The sequence below is a fragment of the Alteromonas sp. OM2203 genome (assembly GCF_048517045.1).
GTDB classification, from domain to species: Bacteria; Pseudomonadota; Gammaproteobacteria; order Enterobacterales; family Alteromonadaceae; genus Alteromonas; species Alteromonas gracilis.
Genome location: NZ_CP183209.1, coordinates 2,836,837 through 2,859,864 on the forward strand (window position 1 = coordinate 2,836,837; position 23,028 = coordinate 2,859,864).

Below are 23,028 nucleotides of genomic sequence, written 5' to 3' on the forward strand. Positions count from 1 at the left end.
GGATTGTAAAGGACAAAGGATTGAGAGAAAAAGGAAAAAAGCAACCGGTTGAGAGAAGCAAAGGATAGCCGCATTTACATCGCGACTAACCTATCCCAAAGCGCCTTTACTTGTTTGGCGTCTTCGCTTTCTAGTTCATTGTTGGCAAACGCTTCATTTAAGCTTTCCACCATTTTATCGTTGAGCATGGCTATGGAGGCATCTTCTCGCATTTCCAGTTGACGGGATTCTACTGCGAAATGCCCTTGCAGATAGCTTGCAATAAACAACTCGTCGTCGCTACCGTGATTAACTACGTCGTCAAGGCTTGCCTCTATCTCTGCAATCGCTTTAACGACATGTTCTGGTGCTGCAGCAGGTGGTAACACTTCATACTCCTTTTTCGATATTTAGATATCAGTTCTTAATCTTCAGTTTTCTATTTTCTTAAATTTAAAATGAAACGTGCTGACAATAAACGCATCGCTTCTTCTTTTTATCTTGCTTTTGCTTTTAAACAGCCTGGCAAAGTACTTTATCTTTGTAGCCTGTAATAACCGTAAACGCGCCCGCTAATTCAGAATCGAGGGATGCATCGCTTGAATCTAATCGAAGCGGCTTACCGTTTAATGCCTGAAGTTTTTGCTTAGTGGCGACGACAAGCATGTTTTGTTTGCCAATTTGACGAATAAACGCGGGGCTTAACTGTTGATTTCCGCGGCCCAAGATATGCCCCTGACCACCAATAACCGTCAAAATCACTTTGGTGGGTTTATCTTGAGTTAGCGTAATCAATTCGCTAGCAGTCACGTCACTTGCCACTACTTCACCCTGCTTGACTACGTCAACACCTAACAAGGTATTATCTAAGTCGAGGAACTCCATAACCGCGCCCACGGTCGAGCCAGAACCCATAACAAAATAAGTGTCAGGCTCATCGTCCATAATTTCGCTTACATAAGCGGCAATGTCGTCTAACACTAGCGCCTCGTCTTCTTTGCCGCCCATTTTTACTGCTTGAACGTAAGTCAACTCGGCCGGTACCCGCATTTCACCGTAATGCTTAGCAATCACTTTTCCTTCGCGAAACGCATTTTCATCAATATCACGGACTTCGGCGTCCATCTCGCTAACTAGCTCACCAGCGATCATTTGGCTTACTACCTGCCCCGCCGCTGACGGCGATACACAGTAAACGCCTGAATGAATTTTGCAGCCCGCTGGCACGCCTAACACTGGTACCTGCGTGCCAACTACGCTGCAAATATTTCGCGCAGTGCCGTCGCCTCCTGCGAACAGTAGTAGGTCAACGTTAGCTTCTACCATGGCTTTTGCAGCGCGCTCTGAATCTTCACCTTCGGTTTGCTCGGCATTAGGTGTGTAGATTACCTCATAAGGAATACCTAGAGATTCACACACTGTTTCGCCCATATCGCCTGACGCGGTCATGACAGTAAATTGCCCCGATAATGCTTCAAGAATACTAAGTGCTTTAGCCATCTTTTCGTTGGCTTTTTGCTCTGCACCCATGGCAAGTGCTTTTTCACGAATTTCAGCGCCGTCACTGCCTTTAAGTGCAAGAGCCCCGCCTATTCCAGCAAAAGGGTTTACCAGAACACCAAGCTTAAAAATGGCTGGGCGGTCAGAGTCGTTATTTATCATGCTGCATTTGCTCCAGGGGCGTCATCGTGCTTCTTTTTGCAAAAAGTATTTTCTAAGGCGTTGATAAAGCGTTCAGCTCTAGGCGGAAAGCCATCGGCTTTATAAAGCGCTAGCTGCGCTGCAACATTTTTAGTAAAACCTTCTCTGTCGGGTTCTGCGCCGTTCAAATTGTCGGTACTCACCTGAAATCTTCTTCCACAGGCTTCGGTAAACGCCCATTCGATAGCTTGCGGCTTAATTTCTACTTTTTCAAAATCTGCCTGCTGAGTTTCATTACGTCCATCAGGGCAATACCAGTATCCGTAATCTTCTAAAAGCCTGCGCTTTTCGCCCGCAATGCACCAATGGGCAATCTCATGCAAAGCACTTGAAAAAAACCCATGAGCAAACACGATTTGATGGTAAGGTTTTTCGTTACCTGCAGGGATGTAAATAGGTTCATCATCGCCTAAAACCAAGCGTGTATTGAAATCTTCAAACGTGCTATTAAATAATGATATTAACGTGGGAACATCTTTGTCTCTTTCTGAACCTAGCTTGTGTGCATAAGCGGGATCATTTTCGAGGGTATTGTTCAATGATGACTGACTACTTTGACTGTTCATTACGTTAATTAATAATCTAAATAAGCGAGCTAAACTAATGGCGGCGAGTATACCAGTAAAACATCACTTTCTCACTTGAAAGGCACGCTTGCTTGGGTCAATCTAGGTTTACAAAAATTGAGTTATGCCAACGTTACGGGGAGTTTGTCATTTGGCGCAAGAGATCATTAAACATATCCATCGGGTAAATGCCCTTCGTGATTTGGCTAATCAACTGGGCGTAATGCCTATCATTCATCAGCTGCAGCATTGGCAATGTGAGCGTTTACTGGTTACTCACGACGATTTAGCCCAGCAAAAGCGTTACCAAAAAGCCATGGCGTTTTTTGTGGATGAGTTGTATGGCCCAAAAGACTTTAGCCAACGGGACGCTGACTTAGTTCGCGTTATTCCAAAACTCGCAAAAGTACTCCCCGATAAAGCCATGAACGCCATGGACGATGCACTATCGTTAAATGCATTGTCGTTTGATTTAGATATGGCGATGGCTCAGTACCTTAACGCTCACTTTCCTGACGAACCCATCAATCGCGATAACTATGCGCTCGCCTATCGACACGTTAGCAGAATCGACGATCGCACACATCAAATCGATATAATTTCACACTTGGGCGATCAACTTTCTGATGTCATAAAAATTCGTGGTATAGGTATGCTAATTTCTCTATCGCGGAGACCCGCAAAGCTTGCAGGCTTGCTTGCCCTACACGAATTTTTGGAACGAGGGTTCGATGCGTTCAAAGCCTTAGGTGATGTACAAAGCTTTATTCAGCCGGTGTTGGTACGTGAAAAGGCGATAATGCAGACGTTATTGAGTGACGAGTTGACGTTACCTGAAGATAACCCTTTACCTGTTATGTGAAGCGAAGTTGTGGTAGATATAAAACAGATTGAAAGAAAGGAAGAAATTTGAGCAACCCAACGCTAAATTGGATGTTAGACACCCCCTACGTGCAGCAATGGCATGTTGATGAAACGCACATAGACCACTATCAACATGTGAATAATGTGGCATACCTGTCGCAGCTAGAAAGCTTGGCATGGGCTCATTCAAACGCGCTCGGTTTACAATTTGCCGATTATCAAGCGCTAAACCGAGGTATGGTGATCAAGCGTCACGAACTTAACTATCACCTGCCAACTCATCTTGGTGATACCTTAGAATGCGCAACGTGGATAGTGCATTGTGACAACAAACTGACTTTAAAGCGTCAATTTCAGTTTATCTGCCCAAAGCGAAACAAAACCGTATTCGATGCCATAACCACATTTGTATGTGTTAGCCTTGATACAGGCGCGCCAAAACGGATGCCTAAGCAGTTTGTGGACGTTTATGGTCAGGCGTGTTTAAAACAATGAGAAGATGGCTCGCAGTTCTGCTTACACTGTTTCTATGCGTGTCGTTAGGCATCAATGTTTACCTATGGATTAGCTTAAAGCAGCACAATGACAGTGCTTATAAGCTGGAAGCAAGCTATGAGCATCGTTTACAACATGAGGCAGCGCAAGAAAGTGAGAAACAGGCGAAGGGCAATATAGAGCCCTTCAACAAACAACGTGAACCCACCTTTTCTTCGAAGGTTGACAGAACTAGCATACCGTCAAATGAGCGTGAAGATCTACGCTCAACTTCGCGACAGATTACCCAAAATAATATAGCAGCCCTAACCACTCTGCTCGATGACGGACAGTATGCGTTACTCGCCACTGAACTAACCAACTATTTAAAAAATAGCCCGCTCAACGAATCGCTACTGTTACTGGAAGGTGAGTTGATTGAGATGACGAAGCCACTTCCCACGGCTCTGGTACACTATTACGATTTAGCTGAGTTGTCTCTTTCACTTGAAACGCTCTCGTTGATCGACACTAAAATTGCCACTTTATATCAGCAGGCGCAAACGCAGTTAAGTCAAGACGAACAATGGGAACTAGTTGCTAGGTTAAATGAGCCCTTGTATCAACGCATACCCGACGCTAAACACTACACCCTCAATTTGGCTGAAGCGTACGCTTACCAGCAAAAGCTTACGCTAATGGAAGATGTACTCGCCGCTCTGCCGTTAAACGACAGAGACGCCAATATGATTCGCGATAAAGCCTATGAAATGCGCGATATGGCCAGCGCAGACACCGCACCAAGCAACAGCGAAATTGAACCCACAAGCCCAGACGCGGCTCGGTATCAAACACGCGTAGCCCTTGAACGCATTGGCGATCAATATCGTCTTGAGGCAAAGGCGCTTAACCAAAAAGCCAACATGATTTTAGATACGGGTGCCAGTACTACTGCAATATCGTCGCGATTATTTGCTCGCTTGGGCCGTATGCGAAACCTCACGTTTATTGGCAACTTCAACGTTAGAACCGCATCAGGAACTATCGAAGCTCCACTTATACAAATACCGCGATTTTATTTCGCTGGCTACGAGTTCAATGATGTATCTGCCATCGTTCTTCCCGAGGACGCCCTACCCGATGCTGATGGTTTACTGGGAATGAACGTCTTAGGGCAGTTTGACTTTGCGATAATGCCCCAGTCTAGCGAGCTGATTTTGACAGAGCGAGACTAACCTATTTCAAAAGGATGTCACGATTTCACAACCCTTTACCCGTTCAACTGTCATAACGCTTTGCTGTCTTATAGTTCAACTAAAGGAAACGTCTCAAACGCCACGCCTTCATGCCCTGTTTTCATAAAGTTGCGGATATTGGCGTGGTCGTTACCACTAGGGTTATTAAGTACGTCTTCGCGATAGAATCGTCCAAACAAAGCCAGTGTTTGTGCTTGATTTAGCTTTAAATGCTGACCCAGTGCAAGCAGCTTGCATGAACCATTATTCTGGTTTGCTTCGTTTGACACATCACCATTGGTAAACGCGGTTGGCGTAAAGGCAAAAGCACTATCTACGAGCGCGATAACATCGTTAAACTCGATAGTCTCTGGTGAATTGCTAACGGCTTGAACTAAGTCTCGGGTGTTGCTGTATGCCATGTTTATCTCGAAAAAAAGAAAGTGATAATAGCAGGTCTAGGTAACTTCAACAGGCCGAAACAAATTTGGTTTCGGTATTTTCATAAAAAATCACAGCCTTCGGCAGCTAGAAAAAATAAACCCCTCCGAAAAAAGAGGGGTTTACATCAATCTGAAGTACCTTTTAATGAGGCACTTATATTTCTAACTTTGTTTTTGTGCTAGGTCGTTAAACTGCAGCACACACTCGCGTGCCTTGGTCGATGGCGCGTTTTGCGTCTAGCTCTAACGCTTCATCAGCACCGCCAATTAAGTGATAAGGCATGTTTAAGCCTTCAACGATATCTCGCATCGGCTCCTGGCCTGCACAGATGATGATGTTATCTACTGGCAATACTTGGCTATTGCCTTCTACCGTAATGTGTAGCCCTTCGTCATCAATTTTATCGTAGCTTACGCCAGGGATCATGGTAACGCCTTTGGCCAGCAAGCCTACTCTGTGTGCCCACCCCGTTGTTTTGCCTAAACCTGCGCCTACTTTTGTAGTCTTGCGCTGTAGTAGGAAGATCTCTCTTGGCGATGGCTCTGGCTGCGGCTTAACGCCTTCTATACCCGCGCGAGCCGAGAAGGTCATATCAATGCCCCACTCTTTCATAAATGCAGGAATGTCTTGGCTTGGCGTTTCTTTGCCATGAGACAAGTATTCAGCGGTATCAAAACCAATACCACCAGCACCGATAATGGCCACTTTATTGCCAACGGGTTTCTTTTCCTTCAATACTTCGATATAGGTCAGCACTTTCTCATGCTCAATACCTTCAATCGCTGGCGTGCGTGGTTTGATACCCGTTGCTACCATCACTTCGTCAAACCCTTCATCGTTTAACGTGGCGGCGTCAACATAGGTATTCAGTTTAAGGGTAATGTTTTTGTGAAGCTCAATCTGGCGCTTGAAATAACGCAGCGTCTCGTAGAACTCTTCTTTACCAGGGATTTGTTTGGCGATATTAAATTGACCACCAATTTCACTAGATGCATCGTAAACCACAACATCGTGTCCACGCTCAGCTGAGGTGACTGCCGCTGCTAATCCAGCCGGGCCTGCACCCACAACTGCAACACGCTTTTTGGTATCGGCTGGTTTCACGTTAATTTCAAGCTCGTGGCAGGCTCTTGGATTTACCAAACAGCTGGTCATTTTACCGTTAAATACATGGTCAAGGCAGGCTTGGTTACAGCCAATACAGGTATTAATTTCATCGGCTTTATTTTGCTGCGCTTTGCGCACAAAGTCAGGGTCGGCCAAGAACGGACGCGCCATAGATACCATGTCAGCATCACCGCGAGACAACACTTCTTCAGCAACCTCTGGGGTGTTGATGCGGTTCGATGTAATCACTGGAATTGATAGTGCTTCGCGGAATTTAGCCGTTACCCACGTAAATGCCGCACGGGGTACTTTAGTTGCTATTGTTGGGATACGCGCCTCATGCCAGCCAATACCGGTGTTGATAATAGTGGCACCCGCTTTTTCGATTTCTTTACCAAGCTGTACGACTTCTTCATAAGTAGAGCCACCTTCAACCAGGTCGAGCATCGACAAACGATAGATAATGATAAAGTTCTTACCTACTGCCTCGCGCACGCGGCGTACTACTTCAATCGGCAGGCGGATTCGGTTTTCGTATTCGCCGCCCCACTCATCGTCACGGTGGTTAGTACGCTTAGCAATAAACTGGTTAAGGAAATAACCCTCTGACCCCATGATTTCAACGCCGTCGTAACCTGCGCGCTGGGCTTGGGTTGCGGCAGTGATGAAATCTTTGATTTGCTTTTCAATCTCTTCAGCTTCAAGTGCCTTAGGCTTAAACGGATTAATTGGCGCTTGAACCGCAGAAGGTGCAACAAGCTTAGGGCTATACGCATAACGACCCGTATGCAGTATCTGCATACAAATCTTGCCGCCTGCAATATGCACCGCGTCAGTCACTTCCTTGTGGTTTTTCACCGCTTCGTCGGTGTCTAGACGAAACGTTGATGGATGAGTAGCGCCTTCTTCATTTGGCCCAATACCGCCGGTAACAATAAGACCTACACCACCTCTGGCACGCTCGCCATAAAATGCCGCCATGCGTTTGTGGCCGTCGGGTAATTCTTCTAAGCCCGTGTGCATAGAGCCCATAAGCACACGGTTTTTGAGGGTGGTAAAACCTAAATCTAACGGGCGAAATAAATGAGGGTATACGGGATGATCGGTAACGGTCTGATTCATGATACATTCCTGAAAGTCGTTTTGGCTTGGTAAAAGCCGTTAAAAGCCTGTTTAAATATTCTTGTCTAATACGCTTTTTCTGTGAAGGCGCTCTAAAATTCAACTAATTACATTCACTTACGAATTCATTTTCTTAATCGCTGTGTGTAATGGCGGATACTCCGGCAGCGTTTTTGTTTTCTGTGCTTCCATGGCTTTGAAAACGTCTTCCATTTGGAACATTCCCGCCTGCCATGTGGCCATATAAGTCAAGCTTTCTGCCACCGTGTGTTCTACCGCGTAGTTAATCATAGTCTTAGTGCCTGAAACTGCTAGCGGCGAATTCATTGCAATCTGCTGAGCTATTTTCATTACCGCTTCTAGCATTGACGCTTGATCATCGAATACCTGATTCACAAAGCCGAGCTGCTGCGCTTCTGCTGCACCAAAGTTGCGACCGGTATACGCCAACTCTTTCACTATGCCAATGGGAATAAGCTTTGGGAGGCGCTGAAGCGTGCCCACATCCGCCGTCATACCTAATTGGGTTTCTTTAATGGTGAAAAAGGCATCTTGGGTGCAATAGCGCATATCGCATGCACTTAGTAAATCTACAGCTCCACCAATTGCCCCGCCTTGCACGGCACCAATAACCGGCATACGTGCCTGCTCTATGGCGGTAAAGCTATCTTGAAGCAACATCACCATACGGCGCATACGCTCAGCTCTGCGCGATGGGTCGCCCTTAAAGTCTTCTTTCATATTCAGGAACACCGATAAATCCATACCGGCAGAGAAATGCTTACCTGTAGATGAAATAACGATTACCCGTGCTTTGGCTTCATCATCTATTTCACGAATGGCTGCCGGTAGCTCGGTCCAGAACTCTGGGATCATGCTGTTCATCGCTTCAGGGCGATTAAGTACTACGTGGGCAATATGGCCTTCTTGTTTTACTTCTAATGTAGAGTACTTCATGGTTTGCGCTGTCTCCTTGGGCTGTTCCTGTTAACAAATTTGCAAACTAGACAGCGTCAAGATAAAAGGCTATGTTGACAGTGTCAAGATAAAACGTTATCTATTCGTCCCAATTGCAACAACGGAAATATTTGATATATGGCTAATGCAGTACAAAGCTATCATCATGGCGATTTACGCAGTGCCCTTATAGAGGCAGCAACGGCGCGTTTGTCGGAGCATGGCGTTGATAGTCTTTCGCTGAGAAAGCTGGCTGAGGATGCCGGCGTCTCTCGTACTGCGCCCTATCACCACTTTAAAGACAAGAGTGCCCTGTTAAGCGCTATTGCGGCCAAAGGCTTTAGTGACTGGCATACCGCAGCTAAACGAATATTTGAGCAAGACAATAAAACTCCACAGGTGCGTTTTCGCGAATTTGTGCATGAATACATTGGCTACGCTGCCGACAACCCAGAGATGTATGAATTAATGTTTGGTCGTACTATCTGGCAGAATCAAGCGGCCACTAATGACCTGAAAAACGTGGCATTCCCCTGCTTTCAGTTTCAAGTGACGATGACGCGCTATTGGCAAGAAAAAGGGTTGCTGCCGAATAATCAAGATGCTCTTCGTTTAGCTCAGGTTACGTGGGGCACGTTACATGGAATTGCAAGGTTACTGATTGACGGTATCTATGCTGACAATAGCCATATTAAAGAAATGTGTGACTGTGCAGCGGACTTATTTATGCAAAAGCAGCCCTAATCAAGCTTTAATACCAGTCCGCATAGATAATTACCCACTCAGCGAGAGTTAAAATGTTCGTAATCGCGGCGTGTTACCGTAGGTATAGTGGTTCTGCATCAAGGTGACACAACAAAGAGTACGGACATTTTAAACTCGCCCTTCGGGAAGGTCTGGCAAGCGTCATAGCGAGACAGTGCCTCGCTCCTAACTTTCACACCTGTTTAAGCAGACTCAGCTTAAGCTAGAGAAACAGGCTGACCTTCGTGGGTCGCTTTAATAAACTCAGCAGCACGTTCGGCAATCATGACGGTGGGTGCATTGGTATTGCCGCCAATCAAGCTTGGCATCACCGAAGCATCTACCACTCTTAGACTTTTTACACCTCTTACTCGCAATTGTGTATCAACCACTGCCATCTCATCGTCATCACTGCCCATTTTACACGTACCAATTGGGTGATAGATGGTTTCAGCTCGCTCACGTAAAAATTCTAATATTTCTTCATCGGTTTGCGCATCTTCCCCTGGGTATAGCTCACTGCCTTGGAACTTGTCGAAGTCTGGTGCAGATAGTAGCTTTCGGGCAATACGCACGCCTTCAATCATGACTTGCTGATCTTCTTTTGCAGACAAATAATTCGGATCGATAAGTGCCTGGTCAGCAGGATGGTTGCTTTGAAGCGAGATAGTGCCGCGGCTTTTGGGGTATAGGCAACATACGTGAAGGCCATAACCGTAACCAAAAGCTAGCTGTCTTCCATGGTCGTTTAGAATTGCAGGTAAAAAGTGGAATTGAATGTCGGGGCCTTGTGTGGCTAAACTAGAGCTCACAAACCCCCCCGCCTCTGCAACGTTTGATGAAAGAATGCCATTTCGTTTGAACGCGTAGTCAACGCTAGCTTTAATGTAAGAAGGAAGCGCACCGAAGGCTACCGCGTATCCTTCCCGTGCTTTACAGGTATACTGTACTATTGCATCCAGGTGATCTTGCAAGTTTTGTCCGACACCCGGCAAGTCTTGCTGGACGAATATACCTTTTTCTTCCAACTCAGCGCGTGGCCCAATGCCAGATAACATAAGCAATTGTGGCGAGTTAATAGCGCCACCACATAAAATGACTTCGCTTTTGGCAAAGTAACGATTTACCGCGCCTTTTTCACGCACTTGAACGCCGATAGCTCGGCCCTCTTTAAGCAGCACTTTCTCTGCCGCAACTTTCGTGAGCACCGTCAAATTATTTCGATGCTTAGCTTGAGAAAGGTAACCTTTAGCGGTAGAACAGCGTTGCCCGTTAATTTGAGTGACGTGATAAAAGCCAAGCCCTTCCCGCTCGTCGCGATTAAAATCGTCGAGCTGTTTATAACCGGCGAATGACGCTGCATTTACAAATGCGTCTGAAAGCACGCTTGTATGCCGAAGCTTGCTAACATTTAGTGGGCCACCTGTGCCGTGGAACTCATCAGCCCCTTCTTCAAAGTTCTCAGAGCGTTTGAAATAAGGCAGTACATCTTCAAATGACCAGCCCTCGGCTCCTTCTTCATTAGCCCAGCGGTCGTAGTCTTCTTTTTGCCCCCGTATATAGCACATGGCGTTGACTGAACTGCTGCCGCCCAAGGTTTTACCGCGAGGCCAAAACAGCTCTCTGTCATACATTTCTTTTTGAGGTGCCGTATGATACCCCCAGCCTATGCCTTCAAAGCGGCTGAGTACAGAAAGGCCAAAAGGAATATGGATTAACGGATTCGTGTCTTTAGAGCCGGCTTCTAATAGCAAAATATCAAGCGCAGGATTTTCTGACAAGCGCGTGGCAAGAACAGCACCAGCAGAGCCTCCACCTACAATAATATAATCGTACTTGTTGAGTACTTCGCTCATTTCGCTAGCTCCTTAAGCCAAATCGAATAATGTTAAAAAAACGTTGTGGTACGACCAGATTAGCAAACAATACTTCATCAATAAAAGAATTAAATTGATAGATTTAAAAAATCTAATAATCCTGATAACTTAGTTTATCGATCATCGAAAAACGCTAGCCTGCTGTCAGCCACTGCATAATCATTAGCAATACCATGAGTGTGAATTTTGCCAAATAACCTATCGTTAAAAGACAAATGCAAAGTGTATTTTGCTCAGTGGCTTGTAAAACTAGGGAAACTGACACACGACGATTTTTCCAAGTCTGAGCTGCACAGTCTAATAGCTAATAGTTTTCCCTACACATTCACGTTTGAGATACCCGTTGGTACGGGTACTGTGAGAGTCCTTGAAGGTAACTTGATTCTGGATAGTGAACATAACCGTATCGGCCTTCAGTGTTTAGCAGCGTTAAAGATTGAAGTTGCAGCAACCACTATCTACCGTGCCCACGTAGTTTTCACTTTATCTGCTACCCCCCACTACGACAAAAACATGAGTACGCTTTATTTAGTCGACTTGAAAACCGATAGCGTCACATTGGTGAACGACGATTATGCTTTAATTAAAGATACCCAATTTTTACTCACTCGCTTTTTTCCCAAAAGTGTCAATAACTTGTTCGGAGGGCCACTGAAAACCGCTTTTTCGTTGTTTAGCGCGGGCACATCAGACATCGCTGCCGACTATCTGAGGCTCTATCTATCAGGCTCGAAGCAAGCGATATTGGACTACCACACACCACAAATTGACAGCGCAATTAAAAAACAGATTACTCAAGAACATTTAAGCCACACCATGCGAAACGATCACTGGCGAGAGGTCCTTTTTTCCAAGCTTGGTCAAAGTGTGCGGGTTGAAGACGACGTACTCCGTTTCTACCTAAGCAAATAACCTCTTCCTTGTCTCAGCTTACTGTTTTCAATACTTCACCATTCAAGAAAGGTTTTCTACCACGTTTTTAATGGTCTGAAACAATGGAGACCGGCACCATATCTACCTGTTCGCCGATGTCTTCAATATTGAGTCTTGGGTCGTCCACGCTCGCTTCTAACATATCAAACGCTTCTTCCACGTATCTTGCTAACGGCTGCAACGATTCTATATTTTTATTACAGCATACTAAGCCGACGTTCGCTGTGCCCGCGTAAGTCATTAGCGTAATGTTTACTCCGCCGCCCGGTGTCATCGTCGAAATGGGATAGCAAGCTAAGAGTTCAGCGTCTTTCAAATAGCGGATATCTTTAGGTCCTGGTACGTTTGATATTAAAATATTGGCAATTGGCTTAACTACGCTCGATAAATTTAGCCATTCAAATACTAATGCCAGCGATTGAATTACAATGGTATAGCCGCTAAAAGCTGCAGGTCGGGCATGCTGAGCGGCGTGTTTTACAATACGATGATTGACCACAATTTGGCGCAGTCGAAGGTAGGGGTCTGTTTCGCCGTGAGCGAGCTGAACCGGTACAATGGCAATTTTATTGCCTGTAGTTTTCTCACCGGGTTTGCGCAAATTAATCGGCATATTGGTGAACAAGGCTTTTTTAAATACCTGCCCGTGATCTTGCAGTAGTTTATGAACGCCGATATCAAAGGCACATAACAGTACTTCATTGGCAGTCGACCGAGTACGTCTTGCAAGCGCCTTCACTCGCTTAAAGTCTAAATCCATGGTCGCTACCGCTCTCCCTGCTTTAACCTGCCCAGTTAGTACGGTTTTTGTCCCTGTGAATGGAACCGGCATATAGTGAGGGTTAACCCGTAAAATCTTCATAAAGATACGAAGAAAAATAACTAATAAATCAAAAGCCGTTTTGAGTGCGTAACCGACACCAACTAGGCGTTTATAAAAACTGATGGGCTCATGACGCCTGTGCCTAAGCCGCTTTACCGCCCACACCGGCGTAAACTTTGTCTCATGTGAGTGTGATACATAGCCAGCCTGAAACCAGCGTACCAATGTCGCTCCGTCTCCATACATGTGATGAACCCGCGCATATATGGCAAACGTATCGCTATTATCGTCAAATATGAAATGGTATTGCCACAAAGGTTTATCGGGGTCCAAACGTGACGCATGTAGTCTCGCTACGAAACCATCTAGCGCTTCTCTGTTTTTCACATCAGCAACGCGATGAATCTGAACGTGATAATCCATATTGAGTTTTTTAACGGGCGCAAACCCCACCGGATAACCTAATACGGTTTTTACTGCACAATTAAATGGAGAGGTAGCACGAGCAAAACTTCGTATCTCTTGGAACAATTGAGGAACATAGTCTGTACTTTTTGCTCCCTTAGGAATGGCAAGTAGCTGCAAACAAGCGACATGTTTCGGATTTTCATCTGATTCTGTTATCCAAAATGACTTATCTAAGAAACTGAGCGTTTTTGCCATGGTTATTCCTCTAAGCGAAGTCGAATGGGGATTGCGTTGAAGCATCTCTCATGAAATCGTGAGAGTTGAGCAGCTGCGACAGTTGATGCTTCTGTTCATCTGAAAGCGCCAGCCTTGGTAATACACTCACCATCATTAGCGACAACGCATGATAGCGCTGCATAGCACTGTCCATATGACTGTTTAACTCATCGAATTGGCACGACTGAGTTATGATCAACGAGATTAAATCTACTAGTAACGATCTATCTGATTTCGTCGCGATAAGGGTTTCTTGCTGAGCTAACGCGTCAAAAAGAAACGCCAACTGTTTGTTCAAGTTTGTCAGTATGTGCTGGCGGGGACGAACAATAGCTGGGTATTTTTCAGCTAAATCCGCCGGACTGCGATAAAAAAAACGAAAAACGTGAATGCTATCAACGAGTAGAAACAGATAGTACATGATTTCTTCAGGGTGAAGAGTATCTAGCTTATCCCTATTCAATACTTTATGCATTTGTTGCTCATGCATTTTCATTAATGCACTTACAATACTGTCTTTACCTTTAAAGTGGTAATAAAGGTTTCCTGGACTAATATCCAACTCTAAAGCAATGTCTACACTGGTCACGGTATTTTCGCCGTGCTCGTTAAACAACGTAAGCGCAGTAAGTAATATTTTTTGCGCTGTCTTCATAATTGAGTCCAATCCTTTTACATAAGCTATGAAATAGCAACGTTGCGGTATAAAACACTCTGCATGATCTTCACTACATAAAAACAAGATAAAGCTGGGCAATCCCAGCCACCATACCTAAAATAGCGCCGGTCACGATGAGTTTCCACTCGTCTTGTTGATAAGCTGGCCGCAATACCCCTTCAAATTCTTCAACGCTTAATGCCTGCATTCGCTCACTGAGATCATGACCAACCTGCAACGCATTGTTGGCGTAGTCAAACGCATACAACAGATATTTATCAGAATTATCGAATATTTGACGCACCGCTAGCGCTTTCATGTTGTGATAATTTTCCGAGCCGACGCCCAGTGCAAAATAGGGTTGCGCTATGGCGACATAGCGCTCGATGGCATCATTAACGTGAAGCTCAATGAGTTCTAGTAACTGCGCTGAACCTGAACCGTGAAGGATAATGTGGGTGATATTTTTAGGCGTGATAAGCTTTTGCTCTATAATGGTAGAGTAAACTTCAGACACTTCCTTTTGGCGCTTTAAAAACATGCCCTGAACAGTGATGGGCCCTAATTTTACCGGTCGTTTAGGTTCAAAGATAATTTTAATGGCAATCCAATTTGTCGCATAACCGACCAAGAGCCCGCCTAATGGCAATATCCACCAAGCCTGATAAAAATACCAAAGCAACATGGTCGGTAGGCCGAATAGGAAACCGAAATAGAAGCCTGAACGCACGATAAAGGGAAACTCTTTACTGCCCGCAGTCAGAAATATTTCGTTGACTAGTTCTGGCGCATTAACGAGCTGTTCTACAACCAGTTCCTTAATATCCAAAATTTCAGAGACATTATGCTGGAAGTCATCCACCATTTTATGAACCACATTGGGAATATCGTTTTCTATTCGCTGATAGACCAGGTTTTTACCTTGTACGGGAAGCGCTGCCCACAGCTGTGGCGCTGATTCGGACATTACATCGTTTACGACTTTGCGAATAACTTGGCTTAAACGCCTTTCAATAGCCTTGGTGAGTTCGTCTGCATCGAGCCGCTGAGCTAGCTCTTCAACACTAAGAAGCTTTCCAAGAACTAACTCAACTTCAATCTCCGCCATTTGACGGCGCTTTGCAGGGATAAGACCTTGCCATCCGAAAATAGGTTTTACGCCCACAAATTCGATGGGATAAAACATCATCTTTACCGCAAGATAGTTGGTAAGCCAGCCAACGATAGCGCTAATTAAAGGAATTGATAGCAAACTCAGGGTTTCAAGGTTCCATTCCATACTGCAAGTAAGGGTTCCAATTTATTATTCTCATCATCAGGCTACTGAGTGCTTATGAAATGGTCAACGTAAAAAGTAAAATTACTTCGAATTGTTGATTGAAAACAAGTAAGTGAAACAGTAATAACTAGACATATTAATACGCTCTTATAGCAAATTAGGTCTAGTTATCTAGCTATTAGGTAGTGAATTCTAAATAAAGCTCATAAACTGCAAGTATAGGGTGTTGTGCGTCGTGAATTCACGTTTGAATTGTCTGTTCAAGGATAGTGTGGTGTAAAAGCTAGCTTATTAGCGAATAAGCTTCAGCATTAGATGAGAGTTCGATTTACAAAACCTAAGGGCATTAGATTGCTGTAATTTTTAAATTACAGCGGTTAACAAAGCATAACTTTGCTAGTTCAACATTGTAGGTATTTGTCATGGCAGTATTCGATTTGCGATTAAAAAAACTAGAACATGATATCGAGCATGCGAGAAATTATGATGAATATGAAGGCGCATGCTTAGCTCATGATGCGCTGTCGGGCGCTGACGAGTGGAAAGCAAAAGACGAAAGTGAAAACTACGATTACAAGCTAATTCGCAAACGTGTTCAGCGCCTGCAGCTAGCAAGAGGAAAAGGCGACCTGCATGCTTTGATGTCAATACTTCATGAAGGCCTTCACGGTAATTTGGGAAACATCGCCAACCCGATACTGCTTACCCACTGCAAAATCGGAACTAAATATCTTGTCGAACAATTTATTGATGAAGTGACGCTGGCGCTAGAGCAAATTTTTCACGCCGATGAACAGCATGTAGACTTTTACGAAAAGCTTTCTTTCTTTGAAGAAACCGCGCATGCCTTTGGCCGAAGCTGTTTGATGCTATCTGGCGGCGCAGGTCTAGGCTTCTTCCATGCTGGCGTCGTTAAATCACTCAACGAAAAAAACCTATTGCCCACGGTGGTTTCAGGCTCAAGTGCTGGGTCAATCATTGCGGCCATGTTGGGTACCCGCAACCATGATGAACTTCGTGAATCACTGAGCGCCGAGTTTATCTACGAAACATTCAAACATTGGCGCAGCTTTGCTGGGCTAGGAAAAAAAGGGCTATTCGACAGCTCGGTATTAGAAAACGCCTTAATTGAGCTTTTTGACCTTACCACCTTTGAAGAAGCGTTTAAGAAAACCGGGAGACATATCACAGTAACCGTTTCTCCGGCTGATCTTCACCAGCACTCACGGTTGTTAAATGCCAAAACCTCGCCTAATGCCATCATTACTCAGGCAGTTAGGGCATCCTGCGCTGTACCGGTTATTTTTAGTCCCGTTCAGCTACGTGCAAAAACGCCGGCTGGAGACATTGTGCCTTACATTCCAAATCGGCGCTTTGCGGACGGTTCATTAATGGCAGACCTCCCCTTTGAGCGACTAGCAAGGCTGTACGGCGTGAACCACAGTATTGTTAGTCAGACTAATCCTTTAGCGGTACCTTTTATCTCGCCGAACCGTATCGATCCTAATTCTGTTTGGGATATGTCGGCGCGCCACATTGGTCAGCTTGCCAAAACAAACAGTATTTTCGCCATCGATATTATTGAGCGTTTGACCGGAAATAAAAACGCAAAGCTGGCTATTCACAAAGTACGTTCTATCATAGATCAGCAATACGTGGGCAATATCAATATATTACCCAAGCGACAAATAAGAAACTTGTCGCATGTATTGTCTAACCCAACCCGCGAGAGTATCGCACAGTTGATAGATAGCGGTGAACGGGCATCATGGCCACAACTCCATGTTATTAAAAGAAATACCAAAATAAGTGAGAAGTTGCGGTATCATTTAAGCCAATTGAAGAAACGTGAAGCAGTAGAGTTAGGCCATGTCGTAAGGTAACGCGTGGATATAAACGCGTGGACAGAACTGCTTAGCCTGGATTAGCTTAAGACAACAAGCAGCTATTTACAGTATCAAATTAAAGGATAACGGTGAGCGCACAAAGCCAAAACCCAGACAGCATTTACACACAGCAAGTAAAACAACTCATCAATATGATATCCCCTCAAGAAGCTGGCTACGGTTCAGTGTTTGAGGATGCTCGTCATTACTTTTCCCTTACGCCTTCGCTTTTAAATCACATTAGCGATTTAAAAGTTGAACTCAAAAAAATAGAAGGTAATAAGAAAAAAGAAATTCTGGCTGAACAGCTTGCTAAGCAGATAAAAAATAGCACAGAGAAATTAGAGGAAGAGCGCCTTGCTAGGCTAGAGCGTCTTGATGCTGTTTGCACCAAAATTATCGAGTTGAGCGAAGGTGAGAACTGGCAAGAGACTCAACAACAAAGCGCCAAACTACTCGGCACGCTTATGCTACTTACGCCAGGAGCAGAAGGAAATTTTGCTCGGGTTCACATGCGGTTTAAGCCTTTGTATAAAGCGGTATTAACCTTGCGACTTGTCGACCGTTTGCTTGAACACGATACTATCGCGCACAGATACCTCTCCAAATACCGGGAAGCTTCATCGCGCTTTCGCGGAAATCGCTACTGGCAGGAAAAATGGAAAGTTGAGCTTGGAAGACCGCTTATTACAGCTGCACTTCTGCAAGACATAGGTTTACAGAGCCCTGCATCTCTAACCATCCTGAAAGGAGAAAATGGCGACTTAGATGAGTTTCGTTTACTCGAAGAATCTCAGAGGAAAGATCTTCTTAAGCTTAACTATCACTTTACCCTTAAATACCTGAGCGACGGCTTGGGTATCCCGAACTATATTGGTGATATCAAAGAAGAGCGAAACAGATTTATATTAGTGCATAAAGAAGCACAAGACTTCATGCTTAATCTTGTCAAAGACGCTTTTGTTTCCAAGACTGGCTTGGGCGAAATTATCAAAATTCCTCAAATATATGTCTCAATTGTACTGTCCACTAAATCAGATTATTCGCGCCTTAGCTTACCAAAAGGGTATTTATTGATTGAGCAGTTATCTAAAAAGAACGGGCTAAATAAGCAATTGGCACAGGATTTCATTGATTTAGTAGGTTACTTTCCTCAAGGCTTTGGCATCACTTTCATACCGGTAAATGAAAATGGCCAGGAAAAGGACCAGTATGAATATGCTATTGTTATCGGTCTCAACCCTGCGAATCCAGCCGAGCCACTGTGTAAAATAGTCACGAGAAACCAGAAATTTATAACTAATGGCGCCCATGAGGTTATTTCAAAAAGCCAAAACCTTTATTTTCCTGCCAATCGAAAAAAGCTGATGCGTGTGGGCAAGGAAAAACTGAATCAAATCATGAGTCAACTTTCTAACAATTTCACACCGGATGAAGTCGATAATCTGGTACCCAGCTTCTGGGAACCGTATGACTACTTTGGATTTAAGAAGCATCAAAATTTGTGGGCCAAATTAAATAAATAAGGAAGGAAGTAAGTAAGTAAACAGGATAAGCCAAAGAGCTTACCCTATTTACGTTATTACTACCGACGAATAGCACGACTAATTGTTTTTCTTTGTTTCGGAAGACGCGCTACTGTCTTTTGTCGCGGACGGATTTGTTGTGCTGCTAGCGCTACTCGACGTAGCGTTAGACGCCTCTTTTTTAGCTAGTGCTGCAGTTTTTCTTGTTGGCGATTTAGCCGCAGCGCTTTTACTGGCTGTCGAGCTTGCGCTTTTCTTACTTGAGGCAGTAGCGCCTGCAGGTGCAGATTTCGTTGTAGAAGCAGTTGTTTTGCGTGCGCGAGTCGGCTTTGCTGCTGCGCTCGCTTTTGATGGCGTATTTTTAACAGTAGCTGATGTTTTCACTGCTTCGTTAGCTTTCACCTGTTTTGCAGCTTCCTTTGCTGCCAACAAGGCAACCTGCTCCACCAGTAAATCAACCTTCGCATTTAACGCCTCTAGCTGATGTTCTTTTTGCTGCCGTCTTTGTCCACCAGAAAGTACAGAAAAGAGCGGGGTGGAAGTTACGAACTTCTGTGCAACGTCAACCAATGCAAACGGATTTAAGGTTTGCCTCAGCTCACTCTCAACTTCGAGCCCTTTCGCCTGCATGGCGTTTATGGTTTCTTGAGTATCATCAATTTTTTGGCTTACCATGCCCGCTGCCTGGTCGAGCCTCGCAGCTATCAGGTCAGTACCCGCGTACAACCAGCCAAATAGTGGTGATGATTTAAAAGGAGATACTGCCGTGCCGTTAGCCGCCGTCGATTCTTTGTCTAGGCTAGACGGTAACGTTGAATTAGGGATAGTCTTGTTGCTCATAATGCCTCCGTGGTGGAGATTCAGTAAGCATGACAGCAGTGGTAAAGTGCGTATAAGACCAATAATTTACTGGTGTAAACGCTCTGCCCTACCATTTATAAAAAATTATAAAAAGCGGCGCTGTCACTCAATTGCGCTAAGCCGCTAGCACGATTACGTGCGCTATAAGCCTCTATGCGTAATGGGCACCCTTCGGTGCCCAACAGAGCAAAGAATTACTTATTCGCTGCTAATTTCGCTACAGCTTCAGTTAACGCGTCTATTTTAGCTGAAAGCTCTTCAATACGTTGATCTGCTGGCTCAGAATCAAGACCTAGCTTCTTACGTACATCAGCCACGCGATTTTCAACATCATTAGTCGTAGACTTTACTTTGCTTTTCGCATCTTCTTCTAATGACTCGCCTTTAGTTACAAGCTCGTCAAACATTTTGCTTGCTTCTTCGCTTAACTTTTCGTAACGCCCCTGTGCTTCTTCAACACTTTTACCGTAAGCGCCAAGGCCTGCTAACCAAATTTTACGCGCCATTTCTTCGGCATCGTTAATTTTGCCTTTGATTGTGTTTGTAGTCGTCATATTGAGCTCCTATCAATGCTAAATAAAAGTGTGTTTTAACACCATGTAGAAACTTTACGCTTAACAATTAGAATCCGCATACTAAAAACACAAAAAATAAAAAAAGCCCGAAAAGTGGTGACTTATTCGGGCTTAAATACAAACGCTAGATTCAAAAAAGTTAGCATCGAATTAAAGCGGTACACCTGCAAGATGTAAAACAAAGGCATATTCTAGGGCGGTCGACTCAAAGCGCTTAAAGCGCCCCGATGCACCTCCGTGCCCGGCTTCCATGTCGGTTTTAAACAATAACAAATTGTCATCCGTTTTATATTCTCTAAGCTTTGCAACCCACTTCATAGGCTCAAAATATTGTACTTGAGAATCGTGGAGCCCAGTTGTTACCAGCATGTTCGGATAGTCTTTCTTTTCGACTTGGTCGTAGGGTGAGTAAGATAGCATATACTCAAATTCATCTTTATTGGCTGGATTACCCCACTCTGAATATTCACCCGTTGTCAGAGGTATCGAAGCATCGCTCATGGTAGTCACCACATCAACAAAAGGCACGTGTGCACTAACGCCACGATAAAGCTCAGGCGCCATATTTACTACTGCCCCCATTAACAGGCCACCTGCACTGCCTCCCATCGCAAATACTCTGCTTTTATCGGCATATTGCGAAGCAATGAGCCCTCTAGTCACGTCAATGAAGTCGGTAAAAGTATTGATCTTACGGTGCATTTTACCCTCTTCATACCATTGACGGCCTAGCATTTGGCCACCGCGTATGTGTGCAATCGCAACCACAAAACCTCTATCAACTAAAGACAACCAGCTGCTTCTGAAGGTAGGGTCAATCGTCGCACCATAAGAACCATAGGCATATTGATAAAGCGGGTTCGTTCCATCTTTCTTAAATTTGTCCTTTCTGTACACCAGTGATACGGGTATCTCGGTTCCATCTCGCGCTTCAATTGAAACCCGTTCCGATTTATAGGCGGACGAATCAAACGTCTCAGAAACGCGGGTTTGCTTCATGACTTCACTGTCGAGCGTATCTAAATTGATATCAACAATAGACGCAGGAGTTGTGAGAGAGCTGTAATGAATTCTAAGTGTGCTCGTGTCCATTTCAGGGTTCGCATAAAAATACGCGCCATAAATGGGATCTTGTGTTGGAATAACTTTTTCTTCATTTGTCGTAAGGTTAAGAACCACCATGCGAAGCATACCGTTTTCTTTTTCTTTTACTACCAAATGATTTTTCATTACCTCAATGCCTTGTAGGAACACATTTGGACGGTGAGCAATGACATCTTCCCATTTTGACACATCGCCAGTGGCATCAAGCGGCGCTTTCATAACTCTAAAGTTCTTTGCGTCAATATTCGTCAGAACGTAGTAGCCGTCTTCAGCTTTCGCAACGCTATACTCTTGCCCATTTTTTAACGGCAAAAATACCTGTGCGGGCGCTGTGGGGTTGTTCGCATCTACAATGGAAACACCCGTCTTATCCGTATTTTGGTGGTGTATATAAATAACACTATCGTCTTTACTTTTACTGATGTAAGTATAAAACGTAGGGTCGCTTTCTTCATAAACCAGCACATCGTCACTTTGTGGTGTACCCAACTCATGGCGATAAACCTGATAGCCCAAAAGGGTTTGAGGGTCTTTTTTGACGTAAAAAAGATGCGTGTTATCGTTCGCCCATACTACGTTTCCTGATGTCCCTTCTAAAACGTCGTCAAGCTTTTCATCGCCCTTTAAATTTTTCACATAAATAGTGTAAAGACGACGGCTTAGTGTATCTTCTGAATATGCCATTAAGGCATTGTTTTCGCTGACTGCATAAGAACCAATGCTGAAATAATCATGTCCTTTAGACATGATGTTTGCGTCTAACAAAACCTGAGGATTGGCATCTAGTGTCGGCTTTCTTAGGTATACAGGATATTCGTTCTCTCCCGAATAACTTGTGTAGTACCAGTACCCATTATCAAGTACAGGTACTGTAGAATCATCTTTTTCAATACGAGACACGAGCTCTTCAAAAAGCGCTTCGCGGGTATCTTTTAGCGGCGCGAGCACGGTCTCCACGTAATTGTTTTCTAACGCTAGGTGAGCAAAAATTGCATCGTCGGTGCGAGAGTCGTCTCGCATCCAGTAGTAGTCATCAATACGCGTAACACCGTGAGCTTCCATTTTATGAGGCACTTTTTTCGCCACAGGCGCAGGCGTTTCGGTATTAAGCACGGTTTTTGTGATTGTATTTTTTGGCATTTTTTCAGTGTTTTCAGGTTTGTTTTCCAAGCTACAGCCTGATAGTAAACTGCCCGCAGCAATGACCATCCATAAATATTTCATTTGTTTTCCTAAATGTTCGCTTCTATTTCAACGACACGCTCGTGACATGCTAACGTTATAAAATAAACAGTCGAGTAAAGCATCAGTGCACATTGAAGATAACGAAACAGTGCACACTCGACTATCGAGTATACATACCCAGGACATTCGCGCTACCAATACTCAATGCCCGCTCTTCCCATATAAGACGGGAATATGTAACAAAATATGTTGAAATTTCTTGCTCTAGGTGATTTAAAACTGAGGGGCGTGTTTACGTCTACATCGTGTTTGTGCGACCTACACAACATAGCTTAAAAAACTAAGGAATAAAAAAACGCCGCATGCTTTGCAAAGCGATGCGGCGTATTCTGTATCTATGCTGTTACAGCACTTCAACTAGTCACACGTGATTAAATGAAGCAA

At 44.4% G+C, this 23,028-nt stretch carries 20 protein-coding genes; 7 read left to right on the forward strand and 13 right to left on the reverse strand.

The features are described 5' to 3' along the window. Positions 1 to 74: 74 nt before the first annotated feature. The 3 genes from ACM0P2_RS12605 to ACM0P2_RS12615 form a co-directional block, all read right to left on the reverse strand. Positions 75 to 368, reverse strand: coding sequence for a YfcL family protein (locus tag ACM0P2_RS12605; protein WP_159117542.1), 294 nt, complete (start codon positions 366 to 368; stop codon positions 75 to 77). 124 nt (positions 369 to 492) lie between these two features. Next, positions 493 to 1,641: an ATP-NAD kinase family protein gene (locus tag ACM0P2_RS12610; RefSeq protein WP_173360189.1), complete on the reverse strand. Its 1,149-nt coding sequence runs from the start codon at positions 1,639 to 1,641 to the stop codon at positions 493 to 495. Then, entirely contained in the window at positions 1,638 to 2,246 is a 609-nt protein-coding gene (locus ACM0P2_RS12615; protein ID WP_159117540.1) for an elongation factor P hydroxylase, read from the reverse strand. Before ACM0P2_RS12615 ends, ACM0P2_RS12610 begins: the two co-directional genes overlap by 4 nt. A gap of 151 nt (positions 2,247 to 2,397) precedes the next feature. On the opposite strand from ACM0P2_RS12615, the gene ACM0P2_RS12620 reads away from it, so the two are divergent. Genes ACM0P2_RS12620 through ACM0P2_RS12630 form a run of 3 tightly spaced genes read left to right on the forward strand, consistent with a single transcriptional unit; the run spans position 2,398 to position 4,819 of the window. Beyond that, positions 2,398 to 3,108, forward strand: a complete 711-nt coding sequence (locus ACM0P2_RS12620) for an FFLEELY motif protein (RefSeq protein ID WP_159117539.1) — start codon at positions 2,398 to 2,400, stop codon at positions 3,106 to 3,108. Positions 3,109 to 3,155: 47 nt separating this feature from the next. Continuing rightward, complete coding sequence (locus ACM0P2_RS12625; protein ID WP_159117538.1) at positions 3,156 to 3,605, forward strand: acyl-CoA thioesterase; 450 nt, start codon at positions 3,156 to 3,158, stop codon at positions 3,603 to 3,605. Further along, a complete protein-coding gene (locus ACM0P2_RS12630) occupies positions 3,602 to 4,819 on the forward strand; it encodes a retropepsin-like aspartic protease family protein (RefSeq protein ID WP_159117537.1) in 1,218 nt (405 codons plus the stop codon). Before ACM0P2_RS12625 ends, ACM0P2_RS12630 begins: the two co-directional genes overlap by 4 nt. A 68-nt stretch (positions 4,820 to 4,887) precedes the next feature. Here ACM0P2_RS12630 and ACM0P2_RS12635 read toward each other — a convergent pair whose 3' ends face one another. The 3 genes from ACM0P2_RS12635 to ACM0P2_RS12645 form a co-directional block, all read right to left on the reverse strand. Continuing rightward, on the reverse strand, positions 4,888 to 5,241 hold the full coding sequence (locus ACM0P2_RS12635; protein ID WP_159117536.1) for a HopJ type III effector protein: 354 nt from the start codon (positions 5,239 to 5,241) through the stop codon (positions 4,888 to 4,890). Between the two features lie 208 nt (positions 5,242 to 5,449). Next, positions 5,450 to 7,492 carry an NADPH-dependent 2,4-dienoyl-CoA reductase gene (locus ACM0P2_RS12640; RefSeq protein WP_159117535.1) on the reverse strand — a complete coding sequence of 681 codons (2,043 nt, stop codon included), beginning with the start codon at positions 7,490 to 7,492 and terminating at the stop codon, positions 5,450 to 5,452. A gap of 117 nt (positions 7,493 to 7,609) precedes the next feature. Beyond that, positions 7,610 to 8,449 carry a crotonase/enoyl-CoA hydratase family protein gene (locus ACM0P2_RS12645; RefSeq protein WP_159117534.1) on the reverse strand — a complete coding sequence of 280 codons (840 nt, stop codon included), beginning with the start codon at positions 8,447 to 8,449 and terminating at the stop codon, positions 7,610 to 7,612. Between the two features lie 138 nt (positions 8,450 to 8,587). On the opposite strand from ACM0P2_RS12645, the gene ACM0P2_RS12650 reads away from it, so the two are divergent. Next, positions 8,588 to 9,193: a TetR/AcrR family transcriptional regulator gene (locus ACM0P2_RS12650; protein ID WP_159117533.1), complete on the forward strand. Its 606-nt coding sequence runs from the start codon at positions 8,588 to 8,590 to the stop codon at positions 9,191 to 9,193. 218 nt (positions 9,194 to 9,411) lie between these two features. Here the strand turns inward: ACM0P2_RS12650 and ACM0P2_RS12655 are convergent, their stop codons facing one another. Continuing rightward, positions 9,412 to 11,049, reverse strand: coding sequence for a GMC family oxidoreductase (locus tag ACM0P2_RS12655; RefSeq protein WP_159117529.1), 1,638 nt, complete (start codon positions 11,047 to 11,049; stop codon positions 9,412 to 9,414). A 207-nt stretch (positions 11,050 to 11,256) separates the two neighbouring features. Here ACM0P2_RS12655 and ACM0P2_RS12660 point away from each other — a divergent pair, with 207 nt between their 5' ends. Next, positions 11,257 to 11,982 (forward strand): DUF1439 domain-containing protein, encoded by a 726-nt coding sequence (locus ACM0P2_RS12660; protein WP_159117528.1) that lies wholly within the window; start codon positions 11,257 to 11,259, stop codon positions 11,980 to 11,982. A 67-nt stretch (positions 11,983 to 12,049) separates the two neighbouring features. Here the strand turns inward: ACM0P2_RS12660 and ACM0P2_RS12665 are convergent, their stop codons facing one another. From ACM0P2_RS12665 to ACM0P2_RS12675, 3 genes are all read right to left on the reverse strand, one after another. After that, a complete protein-coding gene (locus ACM0P2_RS12665) occupies positions 12,050 to 13,489 on the reverse strand; it encodes a wax ester/triacylglycerol synthase domain-containing protein (protein ID WP_105929347.1) in 1,440 nt (479 codons plus the stop codon). Positions 13,490 to 13,499: 10 nt separating this feature from the next. Further along, positions 13,500 to 14,165 carry a TetR/AcrR family transcriptional regulator gene (locus tag ACM0P2_RS12670; RefSeq protein WP_159117527.1) on the reverse strand — a complete coding sequence of 222 codons (666 nt, stop codon included), beginning with the start codon at positions 14,163 to 14,165 and terminating at the stop codon, positions 13,500 to 13,502. 73 nt (positions 14,166 to 14,238) lie between these two features. Next, positions 14,239 to 15,447 carry a DUF445 domain-containing protein gene (locus tag ACM0P2_RS12675; RefSeq protein WP_159117526.1) on the reverse strand — a complete coding sequence of 403 codons (1,209 nt, stop codon included), beginning with the start codon at positions 15,445 to 15,447 and terminating at the stop codon, positions 14,239 to 14,241. Between the two features lie 422 nt (positions 15,448 to 15,869). On the opposite strand from ACM0P2_RS12675, the gene ACM0P2_RS12680 reads away from it, so the two are divergent. Both ACM0P2_RS12680 and ACM0P2_RS12685 read left to right on the forward strand, forming a co-directional pair. Next, entirely contained in the window at positions 15,870 to 17,330 is a 1,461-nt protein-coding gene (locus ACM0P2_RS12680) for a DUF3336 domain-containing protein (protein ID WP_105929344.1), read from the forward strand. A gap of 92 nt (positions 17,331 to 17,422) precedes the next feature. Further along, positions 17,423 to 18,859 (forward strand): hypothetical protein, encoded by a 1,437-nt coding sequence (locus ACM0P2_RS12685; RefSeq protein ID WP_159117525.1) that lies wholly within the window; start codon positions 17,423 to 17,425, stop codon positions 18,857 to 18,859. Between the two features lie 78 nt (positions 18,860 to 18,937). Here the strand turns inward: ACM0P2_RS12685 and ACM0P2_RS12690 are convergent, their stop codons facing one another. The 3 genes from ACM0P2_RS12690 to ACM0P2_RS12700 form a co-directional block, all read right to left on the reverse strand. Then, complete coding sequence (locus tag ACM0P2_RS12690; protein WP_173360195.1) at positions 18,938 to 19,699, reverse strand: hypothetical protein; 762 nt, start codon at positions 19,697 to 19,699, stop codon at positions 18,938 to 18,940. Between the two features lie 215 nt (positions 19,700 to 19,914). Continuing rightward, positions 19,915 to 20,274: a phasin-related domain-containing protein gene (locus ACM0P2_RS12695; RefSeq protein ID WP_105929341.1), complete on the reverse strand. Its 360-nt coding sequence runs from the start codon at positions 20,272 to 20,274 to the stop codon at positions 19,915 to 19,917. A gap of 171 nt (positions 20,275 to 20,445) precedes the next feature. Beyond that, the gene (locus ACM0P2_RS12700; protein ID WP_159117523.1) at positions 20,446 to 22,623 is read right to left on the reverse strand and encodes a S9 family peptidase; all 2,178 of its coding nucleotides are present in this window, start codon (positions 22,621 to 22,623) and stop codon (positions 20,446 to 20,448) included. Positions 22,624 to 23,028 lie beyond the last annotated feature (405 nt).